Genomic DNA, 17,769 nt, shown 5'->3' with positions numbered 1-17,769 from the left:
GTTATTGAATAGTTACTTTTACTCCATTATAGAGTTTTCCTTCAGCTGATAAAATGTATGATTCATTAACAGATAAGCCAGATAATACTTCTACTTGGTCTCCATAAGTCCTACCCAAACGTAACCAACGTAACAATGCTGTATTACTTTGACTAACTGTATACACACCTGAGAGCTGCCCTTTTGTGATTATAGCTTCAGTTGGAATTAAAACTAATTCAGTAGTTGAGTTTTTATCGACTGGAAATTGTACTGTCGCAAACATACCTGATAGAATATTGGCATCGCTTTTATTTAAAGTGATTTTTACCAAATATTGTCCACCTGTATGCTTAGCTGATGAACTAACTTCAGAAACCTTTCCTTTCAATGCTTTGTTTATAGATTTAACCAAAACATCAACTTCAACGTTATTCTTTATTTGTGAAATCTCGGTTTCAGGCACCATTGCAATCACCTCAAAATTCCCTGGAGATTCTAAAGAAATCAGTGGTTGCCCTGGATTAGCCATATCTCCAATTTTTACTGTTTTCCCAGTAATAACACCACTAAAAGGAGCGGTAATATTTGAATATGCAAATTGCGCATTTACTTCATTTTTCATTTGATTAGCAGCTTCCAAACGTGCTTTAGTCATCTCGTAATGTGCTGTTATATCGTCTAGTTCTTTTTGTGATGCGCTATTGTTTGTAAACAGATTTTTAAAACGTTTGTAGTCTTTTTGAGCATTATTGAATGCAGCTGTTGCTTCCGTAATGCTTGCAGCGACTTGCGCGCGTTTTGCTTGTAAATCGGCATTATTAATAGACACCAATAACTGTCCTTTCTTTACTTTGTCACCAACATTTACATAGATTTTAGAAACAAAACCCATCATACGAGTACTTAAGTCGGCACTATTAACCGATTGAATTTTACCACTAACAGCTAAAAATGGACTATTATTATTTGCCGAAGCATTGTTGATTTTTACTGCGATTGGTGCTGTATTATCGGCTACAACTTTCTTGTCGTCACTACCACAACTTGATATTAATAGTGATACTGTAGTGATTGCTAATATGTATATGTATTTTTTCATCTTAATAATTATTCTTTAGTTAGAAATTGTAAATATGCTTGTGCGTAATTATATTCGAAAATGGTTTGATAATACTCTAATTGCTTTTGAGCATACTGTGTTTCTGCTGCTAACAAATCTGACGTTTTTTCTAATCCTTCTTCAAACCTGTCTGTTCTAATCCTTAAGGATTCTTTAGATTGTTCTAGTGCTAATTGTGTTAAATTCAATCTGTTTTCAGCATCGGTTAGCATTCGCTTCGCTTTATTTAATTCTAAATTACTTTGCGATACATATTGCTCATACTCTAGCTTAGACTTATCAAATTCTGCTTTGCTCTTTTGTGCTTTTCCAAAACGTTTAGAACCTTCAAAAATATTCCAGCTTAATTGTGCTCCAAATAAATAGCCATTTGCGTCACCTTGAAAGACTTTGTCGTCGTAAAGCTCATAACTTCCAAAAGCGTTTAGTCGTGGAAGAAAAGCCATTTTATCAGCTTTATTCATCGCCTCATAAGCATTTAGGGCTAAATACATTGCTTTAATATCAGAACGATTTTCGGTAATGCTTTCATTAGCATATAGATTAACATTAGAAACTGTTAAACTATCTGTTGGTTTTAGAATAGCATTCGTATTTGTGTTCATTAAAAAAGATAAATAGTTTGATGCGTTTTCCACATTACTTTTGGCTGTTTGTAACTGGTTTTTAATTTCGGTAACTCTAACTTCAACAGACAAAACATCGGCACGTTGTAAATAACCTTGCTTATAACTATTATCAGCTAGTTTTTTATTTTCATTAGCTGTTTCCAACGCTAGCTCTAAAACATCTACACCTTTATAGGCCAATTGCAACTGCATATAAGCTTTATCGACTTCAAACATTAAATAGTCTGTAGTTCTTTGGGTTTGCAAAGACATAGCCTCCATTTTTGACTTTGCAGCTTTGCGCTGATAAATGCCATCCACATTAATTAGTGGTTGTTGAATCTCAATTTTGGTTGCATAATTCTCAATTTGAGAAGGGTTATTTAACAAACTAGGATTGAAATCATTTAGATTTAGAATTTCTTGGTTTAATTTAGAACCAAAAGCCATCAATGGGTTTGTGGTTGCAATTCCAGTATGGGATGCTGTAATGTTTGGTAAAAAAACAGCATTGGTTTGTCTATAGTCTGCTCTAGCTTGAAAAAATTCCTGTTCCGAAATTTTTATTGATAAGTTTTCCTTAGAAACCCTATTTAAAACATCTACTTTAGAAATTGGAAACGTTTCTTGTGCCTTTACTATCGATGTCATTAGTAAAAGCATGATGGTTAATATGTATGTATTGTGCTTCATTATCTTTTAATTTGATGCAAAATTAAGTTCTTAAAGAAGCAGAGTCAGTAACCATTGTTACTTCATTAAGTAACCTATGTTACTAAACAATTAATAAATTAATTCGTCAAGAGACTCAATATAATTTGCCTGTTCATAATTATTAATGTGAATAATCAATTGTATTTTTATTTTCTAAAATCTATAACTAACACCTAACACAAAATAAAAGGTGTCCTTCAAATCTTCTTCATAAACCTCTGTGTCGACAGTAAGTGCAGAAGAGTTTTGAGGTAAAACATACACAGGTAAAAACGTAAATATTAACGACTCGTGCACATACCACATTGGCAGACTAAATTCAATAGCCAAAACTTCGAATTTCTTACTTTCATCCATTATTACACTGGTAGTTGTTACATCTCCAGTACCACCACTTCCTTGACCTTTACCTTGTCTTTGCCCATTTCCAAAACGGTTATTTATATAATATTGTTCATAGAAATTTTGTGAGCCTAAATAGAGTCCTGCGGTTGGAGATATTTGAAGTTTTTCATTGTTAGAGACAAAATCATGACTAGTTTCTAAAGCCAGTAAAAAATCCGAACTACTATTACTATTAAAATACGCACTTGAAGCTAATGCAAGATTAAGAACTTCAAAATCGTACGAAAAAAGCCCTGTGATATCGGCTTCAACTTCTGAAATAACATTGTAACTATCGTCGTTAAAGAAGTATTTTGTTACGGAAATGTCACCATCAAATTTTTTAGAAGTGAATTGGTAACCTCCCGAAATTAAAAATAAATCTATTCTATTTTGATTAGATTTTGTGAGGTAAGAAAAAGAACCCGAAGTATATAATCCAGACTTATGATTGTATGTAAGCGAAGGATATAAATATGGTGCGGAAATAGAATCTTTTCTACCAAAAAAAACAGCATCACTAATAAAGTTTACTGCAAGAGAAACGTAAGAAGAATCACTAGCTGTACTAACATTATTTTCGCTTTGCCCACTTAATTCGCTAAAAAAAAGTACAATTGTTATAACGGTAACGATTTTTGTAATATTTACTTTCATGACTCATAAAGTTTAGATCAAAAGCAGCTTTATGAATTCATAAAGCTGCTTTAAATACCATTATTTTATTCCAATTTTCTTCTTTGCTTTAGTTTTTTTAGCAGGCTTTTTTTGCACTTTTTTCATTACAGCTTTATTTTTAATAATCATTTTTCTGTGCTGGTAAGTGTTTTTAAACAATTTCCCGTCAAGATTTAGGCATTCACCGTCTTTTAAACGCAATTGCTTGCGCTCTTTAGTTTGATAAGTTCCATCAGGATTTAAAACTGTTCCATCTGCTAGATTCAGCTTTTGCTGTAATCGGTTTTGAGATTGATTTCTTATTTGAACAACTTCGCCGTCAACAAGCATATAATGAACTCTGTTTTGGTTTCTTGTTTGTATTTGTGCCTCAGTCAAGCCTTTGTTTTCTTGCTTAACTTTATATCTATATTGATACTCACTTCGGAATTTGACACCATCCATATCTAAACATTCGCCATTTTTTAAACGTAATCTAACACGGTCTCTAGTAAAATAAGTTCCATCTGGATTTATTACAGTACCATCATTTAATGTGACTTTATCTTTTAATCGTATTTGATCTTGATCTCTAATTTGCAAAACATCACCATCTACAAGCATTAAACGATCTCTATCTCTATCTTGTTTTTGATCTTGGGCTGCTAGTGTTGCGGTACCAAAAACCACAAACGCTATTAATAACATTACTTTTTTCATGACTTTTTATTTTTAAAAATTAATATGTAAATGTAATTACCATTTAAATTTTTCAAAATGATATCCATCAGTTAAGTGCCTTTATTTGTGCAACTTATGTTACACAAGCATATTGAAAAACTAAGAGAAATTCTTTTTCCTATTATTCATATTTATTAATTATGAAGCTGCCATTTTTTAACTACTATTTTGCATTTAAAAATTAACAACATTAGACTGATATATATCATTGCAATAACAAGGCGTTTGAAATAATTTTATGGTATAAAAAAATAAAAGCCATGAAATCATTTTATTATATCGTAGTAGTATTGCTGCTCACAAGTTGCTCAGCAGCAAAAATGACAGATACTTGGGTGAATAAAGAATACACAAATTATCAACCCAAAAAAGTACTTATTGTAGGCCTTACCGACAATTTGATTGCACGAAAAATGTTTGAAGAACAATTAAAAACAGAACTTATAAACAGAGGTATTGATGCTGTTGAAAGTTATGATGTCTTTAAACCTACTTTTACTAGTTTAAAACAAACCGAAGAAGATATTGAAAACGAAGTAAAAAGAATCTCCAATGAAGGATTTGATGCGATTTTAATTTCTGCAGTAAAAGGCATAGAAGAAAAGGTATCATATAGTGGTGATACCTACCGAAGAGATTATTATTGGAGACGTTTTGGTCGTTATTATTATCTGGTTCAAGATGTTTATCTAATCGAAGGCTATTATAACAAATATGATATTTACCATATAGAAGCCTCATTATATAATTTAAAAGAGAATAATGATAAGTCATTAGTTTGGGTAGCATCTTATGATATTGTAGACCCTAAACGAATTAATACTACAGTTACAAATTATGTAACTGCAATTATTAAGTCCCTAGAAGAAAAACGAATAATCAATGAAAATTATATGCCATGAAAAAAGCAAAATTTATAAGTATCGTCTTTTTACTTGGTGCTTTTTTAAGTCTGGAAAGTTGTGGTCCAGTTATTATTTCATCCAGACCAAGCCACCCAACACCACCATGGTTTTATCCCAACAGAGTTGTTAATGTTAGATATGTTTACTTTCCAGATTATACTATTTATTACGATTTAACTTTGCGTAAGTACATTTATCTTGATAATGGTGCTTGGATAAGCGTGAATATATTACCCTCAAGATTTAATGGTATTAATCTAAGACGAACAAAACAAGTTAGAGTTGAAAACTATTATGGTAATGACATTCGAGAATACCATTCGAGAACTAGAACTCCAGTAAAAAACAGGCGCAAAAGTTAACTTTTAGTTTGTTTATTTACATCAATTTTTAAGTCTGGAATCTTAATGAGCTCTATAGTTGTCGATGCCAAAATTACTTTACCATCCGTTTTTTCTATTTCTGCTCTAATAGCATCGTTTAATCGATGCTTTGTAATTCGTCTTTTCTTAAAATCGACAATATATCTTAGGTTAAATTGTATCCAATTATCTGTAAGTGAGATAGCTAATGTTGGATCTACTTGAGCATCCTCTATGTAGTATTTATTAACGACATCTCTCCATTGTGATTTTGAGTTTGCAGTAAATTCTGAAAGTGTTTCTGAGGCTATTTTAATAACAATTGATTTTGCTAAATCTATGTCTGAGCCATATCGAATTGGTAAATTAAATTCATCCCAAATAAAGGGAAAGTCTTTTGAATAGTTATAGACAGGTCCTTTAAATACAAAAGCATTGCTAAGTTTCACAATGCGTCCAGTGTAATTATCGCTACTTACCCACTCACCTATTTCCATCATGGTAGTATAAACACTATCTACATCAATAACATCGCCTTTAATCCCATTAATTTCAATACGATCTCCAGGAGCATAGACTTTTACTAAAAAAATATAAAGAGATCCTGCGATGCTTAATATTAATTCTTGCAACGTAAATGCAATTCCTGCAGTAAATAAACCTATTATAAGTGTGAAGTCTTTAATGGTTCCTGTAAAGTAAGTAATACCAATAATCACTAATAAAATGTATCCTAAAATTTCTATTCCTTTTTGTGATTTATAGCGAATGGCTGTATTAGGTATGTTTTTTTTTAACTGTTTTCTTAATAATTTTACTATGATTAGGATTATTGCAGCTAAAATGAGAAACTTTATAATGCTCCATAGCAAAGGGTAATCATTTATCCATCGTTCTATTTTCTGTATATCTATCATCAAAAATTATTAGAAATTTTCATAAAAATCCAATCTGTTTTTTAGTGTTACTATTTCATTTTGCAAAGTCTCCACTTGCTTTAACAAATTATAAATAGCGTCAATACCTTCAAGGTTTATATCAAGATCGTAGTGTAATCGCATCATTTTTTCAACTTCATTGAGTTGCGCAGTTTTTAAATAATTTTCATCATTAGTGACTATTATTTCAACCAATTCGTACTCATGTAATGCATTAATAAATGTTTTAGGAACATTATAATACTTACAAAACTGTTGTATTGAAATTAATTTTGTTGTTTCCATATTATCTCAATTTAGCTAATTCTGTAAAGAGTTCTTTTTCTTTGGCTGAAAGTTTTGTTGGTGTTTTAATGTTATAAGTTACATATAAATCACCAAATTGTCCTTGTTTTTTATATACTGGAAAGCCTTTGCCCTTAAGTTTTACTTTTGTTCCGTTTTGGGTTTCTGGTTTTACAGTCAACTTCACTTTTCCATCAAAGGTGTTTACAGTAATCTCTCCACCCAAGAGTGCTTTATACAAATCTAAATCTACCGAAGTGTATAGATTGTCACCATCTCTTTTAAATGGTGTTGAATTAACAATTGAAAACTGAATGTACAAATCGCCATTTGGACCTCCATTAATACCTTTGCCTCCATGTCCTTTTATTTTAATGACTTGACCATTCTCTACTCCAGCAGGAATTGTAATGCGAATATTTTTATTGTTAACAGTTAAGGTGCGTTTACGGGTAGTGTAAACATCTTTAAGATCGAGCTGTAATTGGGCATTAAAATCCTGTCCTCTAAATTTAGCTTGTCTTCCTTGTGTTCTGGAGGAACTACCACCGAACATAGACTCAAAAAAATCTGAAAAGTCTTCTTCAGAGTATCCTCCAAAATCTCCTTGAGTACTATATTGTTGGGAATACTGCTGTTGCTGTTTTGCTTTCTCATAAGCTTCAGCATTTTGCCAATGTTCACCATATTGGTCGTACTTCTTCCTGTTGTCAGGGTTGATTAATACTTCATTGGCTTCGTTAATTTCTTTAAATTTCTTTTCGGCGACCTTGTCGTTAGGGTTTAAATCTGGATGATACTTACGTGCCAATTTTCGATAAGCCTTTTTTATATCTTTCTCGCTAGCGTTTTTGGCTACTCCCAAAATTTTATAATAATCTATAAATGCCATTATCTTTTGCTATGAATTTTTATGTATTGTTTGAAAATTTACCTTAAGGATTTTTATGAAATATGTTTAATTATATTTCCAAATATACTTTGGTTTCTTACTTTCTAAAACATCTTTAGTTATAGTGAATACAGCATATCTAACTGCTTTTAACATTACTTCAAATTCTGAGATCTCATCTTCCAATAATTCATGCTCAGTCCTAAAAATAGATTCATCATACAAAAGAGGCTGATCAATCAAATCTACAATATGATCAAAGTGAATTTGAATACGTTTCAATAAATTTTCACACTTACTATTTATTTCCAATAATTCTCTTTGTAACCCTCTTATCTCTTCAAAATTTTGATTTGTAAGATATTTTACAAAATAAGTTTCAACCAAACGTTCTAAAAATTCAATATCAAGTAAGTAAAACTCTAAATCGTTTTTCCAGCTTTCGGTTAACATATATAATTCTTGCCAAGAGGCTTCTTGGATATAATTTCCCTTGGGTCTGTTTCTATAATTGCTCACAATATTGGTATTGGATTATTATAGATTAAAGATAATTTTAATTGAAATTATTTGAAATGACCAATATCATGAATAGAAAAATTATGTGATAATTTTACCGTCTTCCATTTGAATAATTCTATCGGTCTTCTTCGCAAAATCTTTATCATGAGTAACGATTAGAAGTGAGAGACCATGATCATTGCTTAACCGCTCAAAGATGTTGAATACATTTTCGGCATTATGACTATCTAAATTCCCTGTAGGCTCGTCTCCCATAATAATTGAAGGATTATTAATAAGTGCTCTAGCTATAGCAACGCGTTGTTTTTCGCCTCCTGAAATTCGGGAAGCACGCTTTTTAGCTAAATGACCAATGTTAAGAATTTTTAACTTTTCAATAGCATCATGCTCAATTTCCTGAAGTGATTTTTCGGCTAATTTTTTGGCAGGAAGCATCACATTTTCCAATACTGAAAACTCCGATAATAAATAATGAAATTGAAATACAAAACCAATATGTTTATTCCTTATGTATGACAATTTATCTCTATGATAGTTGGTAATAAGCTCATTATTTAAAAACAACTCACCATCGTAATTCGTATCCATAGTAGAGAGAATGTATAGTAATGTAGATTTACCACATCCCGATTTTCCCATTATAGAAGCAAATTCACCTTTCTTAATCTGAAAATTTATGTCTTTTAAAACATGAAACAGTACAGGTTTTCTAAAATATTTATCGATATGTTTGGCTTCTAATACAATGCTCATTTTACTGCCCTCTTATAATTTCAACTGGGTCAATTTTTTTTGCTTTTTTTGATGGTAAATAACCTGCTAAAAATGTTGAAACCATAGCAAACGAAAAACCAATTATAAAAAACAAAGGATTCATATTTATTGGATATGTTTCTACTGTAGGCAATGCTTCAGTCTGAAATGGTATTGTATCAATTAATCTAACTAAACCATATCCAATAAGCAATCCTAGAACACCTCCAACAAAACCAATAATCATTGCTTGACTCATAAATATAAGTTGTACATCCTTACCCGAAAAACCTGTAGCTTTTAATATGGCAATGTCATTCATTTTCTCATAAATAAGCATATTTAGTATATTATAAATACCAAATCCAGCAACGATAAGTAATGTTATGGAAACAGCATACGTAATAAGATTCCTAATGGTTGTTCCTGTTTCAAATTGTGCGTTTGCGGTTTTAATATCCATAGCAGTAAGGTTAAACTGCTGTTCTATTTTTTTTGACATTGGAATTGCTTGTTCAATATCATACAACTTCACATTAATATCGGTAATATAATTATTGGCTTTACCCAAAATACGTTGTACTGTTTTAATATTGGTAAAACTTTGAATGGCATCTAAATCGGCAATGCCACTTTGGTAGAAGCCAACTATTTTCAATGGAAAAATACCACCGTTTATAGGGCTTAACTGTACGCGATCGCCAACTTTTAAAGACATTTTTTCTGCTATACCAATACCAAGTAAAATACCATTATCTGTATTTTGTAAATCTTCGGCAGAACCTTCTACAATATAGTCCCCCATATTAAAGAGTCTCGCTTCATCAACTGCATTGATGCCTGTGAGATTACCTCCCAATTCTATCGAACCAGCTATATAAAATATTTGCGTTTTTATTTGTGGAAGTGCACCTCGCACATTAGGATTCTCTTCTAAATACTTTATAATTGGTAAAGCATTGTGAATCTTTTTTTGACTTAGTTTGGGCTTAATGGAATGCACTACATTAAAGCTTCCTTCTACATTATCATATAGTGAAATAGGTTGCTTTTTTGAAGGTTCAATCTCATTATAAACATGAATGTGTGGCGTTTGATTTAATATTAAATCATCTAACATCCCATTCAATCCAGTCATAAAACACACTAAAGTAATGTAAGCACCGATTCCAAAAGTAACACCCAAAGCTGCTGTAGATGTTTGCTTAATCTTTGTTAGCAAATGGGTTTTGGCAATGTTTAGTATGACGCTCCAGTTTGCCATTATTCTGGGTTATAAATATATGTGTCTTTGGCAATTCCAGTAAGCACCTCTATGAGTTCCATGTTTTGTAAGCCTGTTGTAATGGTAACCAAACCTTCATCTGTTTTAACTTTATTACCATCAATGATGTAAGATTTCGGAATTGATAATACCTTGTTTTTTGTAGCAATTACTATGTTGGCTTCACCTGAAAGTCCAGGATATAACACTTCTGGAGGATTCTCAAAAATTGCCTCTACCTTAAAGGTTTGATTTCGTTGGTCTTTTTGAGGATATATTTTAGATACTTTCCCTTTAAAAACTTTATCTGCATAAGCATCTAAATTAATTAAAACATCTTGTTCTTCACTAATTTGCACAATATCTACTTCATCAACCAACATTTCGATAATAAAATTGGTAGCACTACCAATTGCCGCTAAAGGTTCCATAGTAGTAATTATTTCTCCAGGCTCTTTGTATAATGCATAGACTTTCCCATTTATTTTACTATTAACTGCGAAATCCTTAGTGGTTATTAATGATGTTTGATAGTTGTTTTGAGCTTGTTTTACAGTAGTTAACAATTCATTCTTTGTCCTGTTATACTTACTACTTAAGAGTTTTAGATTGTTTGACGCCAAATCGTAGTTTAGCTTTCTTGCATCAAACTCTGCTTTAGAACCAATATTATTGTCCCAGAGGTTTTTTTGTCTAAAATAATTAATGGAATCATTCTTATATTTTAGTTTAGCTGCAGCAATTTCTTCCTCAATACTACTTAGAATAGCTGCACTGCCATTATAATTTTCTTTCGCTAAATCCAGTGCGAACTTAGCATTTTGTGAATTAAGCTTTGGCGTGTTATTAATAATTTGCATAATCGTTTCTCCCTTTGAAACCAAGGCACCTTCATCTACTAAATTAGCATCTAAAATACCTGCAACAATTGCATAAGCTTGATACAGACTATCTGGTTGAATAGTTACAGATGAATAGACCGATTCTGTTAAAGTTGTTTCTGTTGGAAGAATTTTATCCTGCTCTTTAGAACAGGAAAAAATAATTAATGAAATAATAAAGATGCGAATTAATTTCATAAACTATTAGTTAATACTTTTTATTGTCCATTCACCCTTTCCGTTTTTAACAGCAACAAGATTATCTGAAATTTGTTTTGTTTTAAATTTTGGAGGCTTACGTAAAAATTCTCTATCTAAAACTATGTTAACACCCTTTTGAGTTAGGTAGTCTTTCACATTACCATCGGTATCTATAGTTACCTCATAATATTTATAATAAACTACATTTTTATCTAAGGCTGTATTTTTTCCTATTTCCTCTTTTTCAAGTTCTAATACTTTTGCCATATTATTTTTAAAATTTGTAGCGTTTAAAAATCGAGGCTCAATAACTGTTTTTCCTGAAGTATTTATATAACCAAAATACGAAATACCACCTTTTTCTTTTAAAATTAAACACCTTCCATTTTTAAAGATTGGATAAGTACCATCTGAAGATTTAGTAGTAACCAAATCATCTCTAAAATTCACTACAATATCGCCATCTTTATTTATAAAAGCCCATTGGCTATCTTTTTTAATGGCTGCAACATCATCGTTAAATGATGAAATGTAATCAAGGTTCTCTAAGGTTTGAGTAAAGCTACTAACAGAAATAAGAACTAGCAGCGTAAACATAATTATTTTTTTCATGACGCTTAGTTTAAAATTATATATCAAAAGTATAGCTGTTAGTTCTCTTATAAAATGATATTCATCATAGAACAAAAAAACATATAGAATAGGCTCTTTTTTATAAAGTATTTAATGCTATTTCAATCATTGTAGCAAATGTGCTTTCACGCTCATCGGCAGTTGTTCTTTCTTTGGTCACCAAAGAATCTGAGACTGTTAAAATAGCAAGAGCTTTAACGTTAAACTTAGCTGCGATTGTGTATAATCCTGCGGTTTCCATTTCTACACACAACACTCCAAATTCTGCCCATTTTTTATACGCATCAAAATCGTCTTCATAGAATTCGTCGGCTGATAATACATTTCCTGCTTTTATAGGGATATTACTTTCTTTGGCATATAATGCAGCCTTCATAAATAATTCAAAATTTGCTGTTGGTGAATAATCGGCATTAATAAATCGAGAGTTATTAATACCTGAAGTTGATGAAGCTGCCATAGCAATAACTATATCTCGTATTTTTATGTCTTTTTGATATGATCCAGTAGAGCCAACACGAATAAGGTTTTTAACACCATAATCATTAATGAGTTCATGACAGTAAATAAGAGCTGAAGGGATTCCCATTCCTGTCCCTTGTACAGAAACGCGCTTCCCTTTATAATAGCCTGTAAAACCAAGCATGCCTCTTATATCGTTATAGCATTTGTGGTCTTCTAAAAATGTCTCAGCTATCCACTTGGCTCGCATTGGATCTCCTGGAAGTAATACTGTTTCTGCAATTTCTCCTTTTTTAGCTTCTATATGTGTACTCATAATGTATGCTTAGTTTGAGTTTATGATATTTATAATCTCGTTTTTTTGGAGTACACCAGACTGTCGCCAAACTTGTTTTCCGCTTTTAAACAATAGCATAGTTGGCACACCACGCACTTGATATTTAGCTGCTAAAGGTTGATTTCTATCAACGTCTATCTTAATTATTTTTACAGCATCACCAAGTTCTTCTTTTACCTGTTTTAATATTGGAGCCAACATTTTACATGGCCCACACCAATCGGCAAAGAAGTCAACCAATACAGGTGTTTGGGAATCGATAATCTTATTAAAACTGCTCTTCATTTTATATATTATTTATAATGTTTTCAAGCTTAACACTAACCTCATAAGCTATAATTTTTAACGTTTCGTTACTTACAGTTTGCATTGTTATTAAAGGATTAACAGCTGAAACTTCAATATTGTCTGGTGAAAGTTCTTGAATAATAATATTACAAGGTAACATGGTACCAATTTTATCTTCGACTTGTAATGCTTTATATGCAAAAGGCGGATTACAAGCACCCAATATTTTGTATTTTTTGAAATCAACATCAAGCTTCTTTTTTAAAGTTTGTTGCATATCTATTTGTGTAAGAACACCAAATCCTTCCTTTTTTAATAGCTCATTAACTTTAGCTTCAATACTTTCAAAAGAGCCATTTACAATAGTGTTGTAATAATAGTTCATGACTTAATATTTTTTAATTCCATATCCAGTTTAGCTAATAACATTAGTTCCGATTTATTTACTTTAGAAAAAGCTGCTGCTATAGCTCTTGCGGTTTTTAAAATAAGTGTATTTATACCTTCTGTAAACAATGGCTCATGTTCCTTTTTAAAGGTTAAAAAACTATTGTAGCATGTTTCGGCATTATACTCATTATCGTCATGCAGCCATTTAAACGTATTTATAATCGATTGCTCTGTATTTTTTTTAAAGTCAGCATTAATAAAATTAGTAGTTAACCATTCTTTTTTTACAACGTCTTTTAATTTATCAAGTTCTTCAGCCCTTACATTATTATCTATAGCAGCCATGGCATAAAACAACTTTCCTAAGTTCTGATAGAATTTATGATTTACCTCTTTTTTAGTGTCCATATTCTAAGAAATTAAACTTTATAAAAATAAGTACTAGTCTTTAATTTAAGTATGATATAAATCAGTTCTATAAATATTTGAAAAACTTATTCTTGCAAATAGTATTGATACTCTTAACTTTAGTATCTTTATGTTTCGGTCTATCCTTAATAAATTTTGATAAAAAAAATGTTCAAACAAGACCAAGAAATTTTTAATATTCTCTTAGAAACCATTTCTCAAAGTGTTGTTATTGTTGACAACCATCAAATTATAATGGAAATCAACAAATCTGCAGAGAAGCTTTTTGGCTATCACAAAAATGAACTAATTGGTAAGCCTCTAAATACACTTATTCCAAAAGAGTACCATACAAATCATTCCGCACATTTTAAAGGCTTCATAAAAGAAGAGAAACGTCGCGAAATGGGCAAGCAAACTATGGATATTTTTGGCGTCAAAAAAAATGAAATTACATTTCCTGCAAAAATAGAGTTAAACCCATTTTCCATCTATAACAAGCCTTACACAATGGCTTTGATTAATGACCTCTCAGAAAAAAAGAAGATTAAAAAGAGGCTCATGTTAAAGAACAAAGCATTAAAATCCGCCAGCAATGGCATTGTTATAACCGATGCTTTAAAACCAGATAACCCTATTATATATTTTAATCCAGCTTTTCAAAAACTTACAGGCTATACGAAAGAAGAAATACTGCATAAAAACTGTAGATTTTTACAAAAAGACGATAGACAACAAGGAGCCATTAACAAGCTTAAAAATGCAATTAAAAAAGGAGAAAGTTGTCAAGTAACACTTAGAAATTACAAAAAAGATGGCACCCTCTTTTGGAACGATTTACACATAACACCCATAAAAAACAAGAAAGGGATTGTCACAAATTATATTGGAATACTCAATGATATTACAGACAAAAAAAATACAGAAGAAGAAAGAAATCATCTAGCCAAAATTTTTGATGAATCTGTGAACGAAATTCATGTCTTTGATGCCAAAACGTTGAAATTTATTAATGTGAATTATGGAGCGCAAAAGACTCTTGGTTATACTTTAGATGAGTTTATTAACATGACACCAATTGATATAACTCCATATAACGATGAAATTGAGCTTAGAGAAACAATTGATGTTTTACAAAATAAGAATATTGAAAAGTTAGAAATCGAAACAGTCCATTATAGAAAAGATGGCACACATTACCCAGTAAAAACGCATTTACAATTATCAAAACTAGGAGAAAGGGACGTCTACGTAGCCATTATATTAGATATTACAGAACAAAAAAATTACACCAAAAAACTTGAAGAAACCGTAGCAAAACGTACAGAAGAGTTAAATGCTGCATTGGCTGCCGAAAAAAATCTCAATGAGTTAAAAACAAAGTTCCTGTCTTTAGTATCTCACGAATTTAAAACACCTTTAAGTGGCATATTAACATCGACCATGCTACTAAGCAAATATCAATTAGAAGGTCAACAGGATAAACGAGATAAACACATTAAAACTATCACCGATGAAGTAATTTACCTAAACAACATACTAACCGATTTTTTATCGGTTGAAAGACTGGATAAAGGAAGTTATAATTATAAATTTAATACCTTTAAAGTAAGCAAGGTTGTTAACGAAGTAGTTTATAATGCAAATATGTTATTAAAAGAAGGTCAACATATTAATTATCCAGATAACATAGACGAGCTTTCATTACATCAAGATGAGAAAATCATCGAACTGGCATTATCTAATTTAGTGAATAATGCCATAAAATACTCCGAAGAAAACACTGTAATAGATATAGATGTTGTGCAAACCAAAGAGACTACAATTTTTAAAGTAAAAGACCAAGGTATTGGCATTCCATTAAAAGATCAAAAAAACATATTCAATCGTTATTTCAGAGCCGAAAATGCACTACTATCTCAAGGCACAGGTATTGGGTTGAATATTGCTAAAGACCATATAAACAATTTAAAAGGCGAAATTTATTTTGAAAGTACAGAAAACAAAGGGTCTGTTTTTACTATAGAAATACCTAATACAGCAGAATAATGAAGACTATTTTATTAATTGAGGACGATACAGTTTTAAGAGAAAATACTGCCGAATTATTAGAACTTTCTAATTATAATGTAATTTCAGCTTCTAATGGAAAAATAGGTGTCGATAAAGCAAAAAATATTTTGCCAGATATTATTGTATGTGACATTATGATGCCAGAATTAGATGGTTATGGTGTACTCGAAGCACTATCAAAAAACAGTGATACAAAATACATTCCATTCATTTTTCTATCGGCAAAAACTGAGCACCAAGATATAAGAAAAGGTATGAATTTAGGTGCCGACGACTATATAACCAAACCCTTTAGTGAAGATGATTTAATTAGCGCTATCGAAAGTCGTTTGGCAAAAGCTTCTATATTAAAAGACGAACGACATAAAAACAAAAACAATGCCGAGGCCGATGAAAGTGACATTAAAACATTAAACGATTTTAAAAATTATATTCATGATTATGGCGAGGAATTTAAATATCAAAAAGATGAAATAATTTATACAGAAGGAGACCACTCCAATTATATTTATTTAATAAGCAAAGGTGTGGTAAAGTGCCATAAACTTGACGAACTTGGTAAAGAACTCACTACAGGGTTATATAAAGAAGACGATTTATTTGGCTATTTATCTTTTACCCAAAACACACCTTATGAAGAAACAGCAACTGCTATTAAAGATGTAGAAATGGTTGGTATTTTAAAAAATGACCTCAAAAATATACTCGACACAAACCATAAAATTGCTATAGAGCTTATACAACTATTAACAAACGATCTTACAGGTATAAAAAATCAATTATTGCAAATGGCCTACAGTTCGGTAAACAAAAAAACCGCTACCACTATTTTAAAATTTGCTGAAAAATTAAACCGCAAACCAGATGACCCCATTAAAATTTCACGTAGCGATTTGGCAAGTGTTGCAGGAATAGCTACAGAAACGTTGATAAGAACCATGTCCGATTTTAAAAAGCAAGGTCTTATAGCTATTGAAGGTAGAAATATTAAAATTTTGGAGCTTCAAAAACTTAAAGATATCTACTAAAATATTCTAGTAAACAATCAATATGACGAATATCATTTTGCGTAACGCCTCTTGCTATTAAATTTGTAATATTTAAGAGGGATTACAATGAAGTCAATATTACTACCAACAGATTTTTCTAAAAACTCATGGAACGCCATAAAATATGCACTCCAATTTTTTAAAAAATCCAATTGCCACTTTTACCTATTGCATGTTAATAGATTAAGCAATTTAGCATCAGTAGACACGTCGTATATAACTACTCCAGAAGCAATAGAAGAAGTACAAACTAAACTTGCAAAAAAAAAGTTACGCGATTTTTTAAAACGAATTTCAAAAGAGCTACCTCACAATAAAAACCATAAGTTTTATACAATCACAGATTATAATTTTTTTATTGAATCTATTAGAAATCATGTGCAAGAAAAGAGCATAGACATGATTGTTATGGGTACTAAAGGCTCTTCTGGATTAAAAAAATTTATTATTGGCAGCAATACAGGAGATGTTATAACCAAAGTATCTTGCACAACGCTTGTAGTTCCAGAAAACGCAAAGTATACAAGTATAAAAGAAATAGCGTTCCCAACGGATTTGGCATTGTCCTATCATATCCAAACATTGGAACCTATCTCAGAGATTTTAGATGAGTTTGATTCTTTTTTGAGAATTCTACATATTAACAAAAAGAAAGAAATTTTAAATAGAGACCAACAAAAATATAAGGAGCTGTTGGAAGATTATTTTAATGGTTATAAACATAGCTTCCATTTTTTGACCAATGATAAGATAGAAGATGCTGTACAATGCTTTGTAGAAAGCAGAGACATAGACATGATAGCTATGGTTGCAAAAAATCTAAATTATTTTCAACGAATTTTATTTATGCCAACTGTAGAAGAAATAAGTTACCATACAGATGTACCTTTTTTAGTATTACACGAACAACAAAATTAAAT

Annotated in this window: 21 protein-coding genes; 5 read left to right on the top strand and 16 right to left on the bottom strand. The window is 31.1% G+C overall.

Annotated features, from left to right (window positions below):
• Position 1 precedes the first annotated feature (1 nt).
• From HB672_RS09180 to HB672_RS09165, 4 genes are all read right to left on the bottom strand, one after another.
• The gene (locus HB672_RS09180; protein WP_167611337.1) at positions 2 to 1,081 is read right to left on the bottom strand and encodes an efflux RND transporter periplasmic adaptor subunit; all 1,080 of its coding nucleotides are present in this window, start codon (positions 1,079 to 1,081) and stop codon (positions 2 to 4) included.
• 8 nt (positions 1,082 to 1,089) lie between these two features.
• Complete coding sequence (locus HB672_RS09175; protein WP_167611334.1) at positions 1,090 to 2,403, bottom strand: TolC family protein; 1,314 nt, start codon at positions 2,401 to 2,403, stop codon at positions 1,090 to 1,092.
• A gap of 174 nt (positions 2,404 to 2,577) precedes the next feature.
• Positions 2,578 to 3,465 carry a hypothetical protein gene (locus HB672_RS09170; protein ID WP_167611331.1) on the bottom strand — a complete coding sequence of 296 codons (888 nt, stop codon included), beginning with the start codon at positions 3,463 to 3,465 and terminating at the stop codon, positions 2,578 to 2,580.
• A 60-nt stretch (positions 3,466 to 3,525) separates the two neighbouring features.
• Positions 3,526 to 4,185: a DUF6799 domain-containing protein gene (locus tag HB672_RS09165; protein ID WP_167611328.1), complete on the bottom strand. Its 660-nt coding sequence runs from the start codon at positions 4,183 to 4,185 to the stop codon at positions 3,526 to 3,528.
• 281 nt (positions 4,186 to 4,466) lie between these two features.
• Between HB672_RS09165 and HB672_RS09160 the strand changes: the two genes are divergently transcribed.
• On the top strand, positions 4,467 to 5,108 hold the full coding sequence (locus tag HB672_RS09160; RefSeq protein WP_167611325.1) for a hypothetical protein: 642 nt from the start codon (positions 4,467 to 4,469) through the stop codon (positions 5,106 to 5,108).
• Complete coding sequence (locus HB672_RS09155) at positions 5,105 to 5,473, top strand: hypothetical protein (protein ID WP_167611322.1); 369 nt, start codon at positions 5,105 to 5,107, stop codon at positions 5,471 to 5,473. Before HB672_RS09160 ends, HB672_RS09155 begins: the two co-directional genes overlap by 4 nt.
• Here HB672_RS09155 and HB672_RS09150 read toward each other — a convergent pair.
• The 12 genes from HB672_RS09150 to HB672_RS09095 form a co-directional block, all read right to left on the bottom strand.
• The gene (locus HB672_RS09150) at positions 5,470 to 6,390 is read right to left on the bottom strand and encodes a mechanosensitive ion channel family protein (RefSeq protein ID WP_167611319.1); all 921 of its coding nucleotides are present in this window, start codon (positions 6,388 to 6,390) and stop codon (positions 5,470 to 5,472) included. The two genes, HB672_RS09155 and HB672_RS09150, sit on opposite strands and share 4 nt — an antisense overlap.
• A 9-nt stretch (positions 6,391 to 6,399) precedes the next feature.
• Positions 6,400 to 6,696: a chaperone modulator CbpM gene (locus HB672_RS09145; protein ID WP_167611316.1), complete on the bottom strand. Its 297-nt coding sequence runs from the start codon at positions 6,694 to 6,696 to the stop codon at positions 6,400 to 6,402.
• Between the two features lies 1 nt (position 6,697).
• On the bottom strand, positions 6,698 to 7,588 hold the full coding sequence (locus tag HB672_RS09140) for a J domain-containing protein (RefSeq protein ID WP_167611313.1): 891 nt from the start codon (positions 7,586 to 7,588) through the stop codon (positions 6,698 to 6,700).
• 66 nt (positions 7,589 to 7,654) lie between these two features.
• Complete coding sequence (locus tag HB672_RS09135; RefSeq protein WP_167611310.1) at positions 7,655 to 8,107, bottom strand: hypothetical protein; 453 nt, start codon at positions 8,105 to 8,107, stop codon at positions 7,655 to 7,657.
• 81 nt (positions 8,108 to 8,188) lie between these two features.
• Positions 8,189 to 8,863 (bottom strand): ABC transporter ATP-binding protein, encoded by a 675-nt coding sequence (locus tag HB672_RS09130; protein WP_167611307.1) that lies wholly within the window; start codon positions 8,861 to 8,863, stop codon positions 8,189 to 8,191.
• A 1-nt stretch (position 8,864) separates the two neighbouring features.
• Complete coding sequence (locus tag HB672_RS09125) at positions 8,865 to 10,127, bottom strand: FtsX-like permease family protein (protein ID WP_167611304.1); 1,263 nt, start codon at positions 10,125 to 10,127, stop codon at positions 8,865 to 8,867.
• Entirely contained in the window at positions 10,127 to 11,206 is a 1,080-nt protein-coding gene (locus tag HB672_RS09120; RefSeq protein ID WP_167611301.1) for an efflux RND transporter periplasmic adaptor subunit, read from the bottom strand. Before HB672_RS09120 ends, HB672_RS09125 begins: the two co-directional genes overlap by 1 nt.
• Before the next feature lie 6 nt (positions 11,207 to 11,212).
• Complete coding sequence (locus tag HB672_RS09115; protein WP_167611298.1) at positions 11,213 to 11,821, bottom strand: WG repeat-containing protein; 609 nt, start codon at positions 11,819 to 11,821, stop codon at positions 11,213 to 11,215.
• Between the two features lie 100 nt (positions 11,822 to 11,921).
• Complete coding sequence (gene deoD, locus HB672_RS09110; RefSeq protein ID WP_167611295.1) at positions 11,922 to 12,620, bottom strand: purine-nucleoside phosphorylase; 699 nt, start codon at positions 12,618 to 12,620, stop codon at positions 11,922 to 11,924.
• A 9-nt stretch (positions 12,621 to 12,629) separates the two neighbouring features.
• Positions 12,630 to 12,926, bottom strand: coding sequence for a thioredoxin (trxA, locus tag HB672_RS09105; protein ID WP_167611292.1), 297 nt, complete (start codon positions 12,924 to 12,926; stop codon positions 12,630 to 12,632).
• A gap of 1 nt (position 12,927) precedes the next feature.
• Positions 12,928 to 13,314: a DUF302 domain-containing protein gene (locus HB672_RS09100; protein WP_167611286.1), complete on the bottom strand. Its 387-nt coding sequence runs from the start codon at positions 13,312 to 13,314 to the stop codon at positions 12,928 to 12,930.
• Positions 13,311 to 13,727 (bottom strand): hypothetical protein, encoded by a 417-nt coding sequence (locus tag HB672_RS09095; protein ID WP_167611282.1) that lies wholly within the window; start codon positions 13,725 to 13,727, stop codon positions 13,311 to 13,313. Before HB672_RS09095 ends, HB672_RS09100 begins: the two co-directional genes overlap by 4 nt.
• Positions 13,728 to 13,895: 168 nt before the next feature.
• Here HB672_RS09095 and HB672_RS09090 point away from each other — a divergent pair, with 168 nt between their 5' ends.
• The 3 genes from HB672_RS09090 to HB672_RS09080 all read left to right on the top strand — a co-directional run bounded on the left by HB672_RS09090 (position 13,896) and on the right by HB672_RS09080 (position 17,767).
• Positions 13,896 to 15,776: a PAS domain S-box protein gene (locus tag HB672_RS09090; RefSeq protein ID WP_167611279.1), complete on the top strand. Its 1,881-nt coding sequence runs from the start codon at positions 13,896 to 13,898 to the stop codon at positions 15,774 to 15,776.
• A complete protein-coding gene (locus HB672_RS09085) occupies positions 15,776 to 16,828 on the top strand; it encodes a response regulator (protein WP_167611277.1) in 1,053 nt (350 codons plus the stop codon). Before HB672_RS09090 ends, HB672_RS09085 begins: the two co-directional genes overlap by 1 nt.
• An 87-nt stretch (positions 16,829 to 16,915) precedes the next feature.
• Positions 16,916 to 17,767 carry a universal stress protein gene (locus tag HB672_RS09080; RefSeq protein ID WP_167611273.1) on the top strand — a complete coding sequence of 284 codons (852 nt, stop codon included), beginning with the start codon at positions 16,916 to 16,918 and terminating at the stop codon, positions 17,765 to 17,767.
• Positions 17,768 to 17,769: the final 2 nt, after the last annotated feature.

The sequence above is a fragment of the Gaetbulibacter sp. S0825 genome (assembly GCF_011777505.1).
In the GTDB taxonomy this organism is placed as follows: domain Bacteria; phylum Bacteroidota; class Bacteroidia; order Flavobacteriales; family Flavobacteriaceae; genus Pontimicrobium.
The sequence above is the reverse complement of the archived record's forward strand: the minus strand, read 5'-3'. Positions and strand labels throughout refer to the sequence as shown.

Excerpts from the sequence above, each read along its gene's own strand:
- HB672_RS09130 (WP_167611307.1), bottom strand. The coding sequence starts at position 8,863 with ATGAGCATTGTATTAGAAGCCAAACATATCGATAAATATTTTAGAAAA.
- HB672_RS09120 (WP_167611301.1), bottom strand. The coding sequence starts at position 11,206 with ATGAAATTAATTCGCATCTTTATTATTTCATTAATTATTTTTTCCTGT.
- trxA (WP_167611292.1), bottom strand. The coding sequence starts at position 12,926 with ATGAAGAGCAGTTTTAATAAGATTATCGATTCCCAAACACCTGTATTG.
- HB672_RS09180 (WP_167611337.1), bottom strand. The coding sequence starts at position 1,081 with ATGAAAAAATACATATACATATTAGCAATCACTACAGTATCACTATTA.
- HB672_RS09125 (WP_167611304.1), bottom strand. The coding sequence starts at position 10,127 with ATGGCAAACTGGAGCGTCATACTAAACATTGCCAAAACCCATTTGCTA.
- HB672_RS09175 (WP_167611334.1), bottom strand. The coding sequence starts at position 2,403 with ATGAAGCACAATACATACATATTAACCATCATGCTTTTACTAATGACA.
- HB672_RS09100 (WP_167611286.1), bottom strand. The coding sequence starts at position 13,314 with ATGAACTATTATTACAACACTATTGTAAATGGCTCTTTTGAAAGTATT.
- HB672_RS09095 (WP_167611282.1), bottom strand. The coding sequence starts at position 13,727 with ATGGACACTAAAAAAGAGGTAAATCATAAATTCTATCAGAACTTAGGA.
- HB672_RS09115 (WP_167611298.1), bottom strand. The coding sequence starts at position 11,821 with ATGAAAAAAATAATTATGTTTACGCTGCTAGTTCTTATTTCTGTTAGT.
- HB672_RS09160 (WP_167611325.1), top strand. The coding sequence starts at position 4,467 with ATGAAATCATTTTATTATATCGTAGTAGTATTGCTGCTCACAAGTTGC.
- HB672_RS09140 (WP_167611313.1), bottom strand. The coding sequence starts at position 7,588 with ATGGCATTTATAGATTATTATAAAATTTTGGGAGTAGCCAAAAACGCT.
- HB672_RS09085 (WP_167611277.1), top strand. The coding sequence starts at position 15,776 with ATGAAGACTATTTTATTAATTGAGGACGATACAGTTTTAAGAGAAAAT.
- deoD (WP_167611295.1), bottom strand. The coding sequence starts at position 12,620 with ATGAGTACACATATAGAAGCTAAAAAAGGAGAAATTGCAGAAACAGTA.
- HB672_RS09155 (WP_167611322.1), top strand. The coding sequence starts at position 5,105 with ATGAAAAAAGCAAAATTTATAAGTATCGTCTTTTTACTTGGTGCTTTT.
- HB672_RS09170 (WP_167611331.1), bottom strand. The coding sequence starts at position 3,465 with ATGAAAGTAAATATTACAAAAATCGTTACCGTTATAACAATTGTACTT.
- HB672_RS09080 (WP_167611273.1), top strand. The coding sequence starts at position 16,916 with ATGAAGTCAATATTACTACCAACAGATTTTTCTAAAAACTCATGGAAC.
- HB672_RS09090 (WP_167611279.1), top strand. The coding sequence starts at position 13,896 with ATGTTCAAACAAGACCAAGAAATTTTTAATATTCTCTTAGAAACCATT.
- HB672_RS09165 (WP_167611328.1), bottom strand. The coding sequence starts at position 4,185 with ATGAAAAAAGTAATGTTATTAATAGCGTTTGTGGTTTTTGGTACCGCA.
- HB672_RS09145 (WP_167611316.1), bottom strand. The coding sequence starts at position 6,696 with ATGGAAACAACAAAATTAATTTCAATACAACAGTTTTGTAAGTATTAT.
- HB672_RS09150 (WP_167611319.1), bottom strand. The coding sequence starts at position 6,390 with ATGATAGATATACAGAAAATAGAACGATGGATAAATGATTACCCTTTG.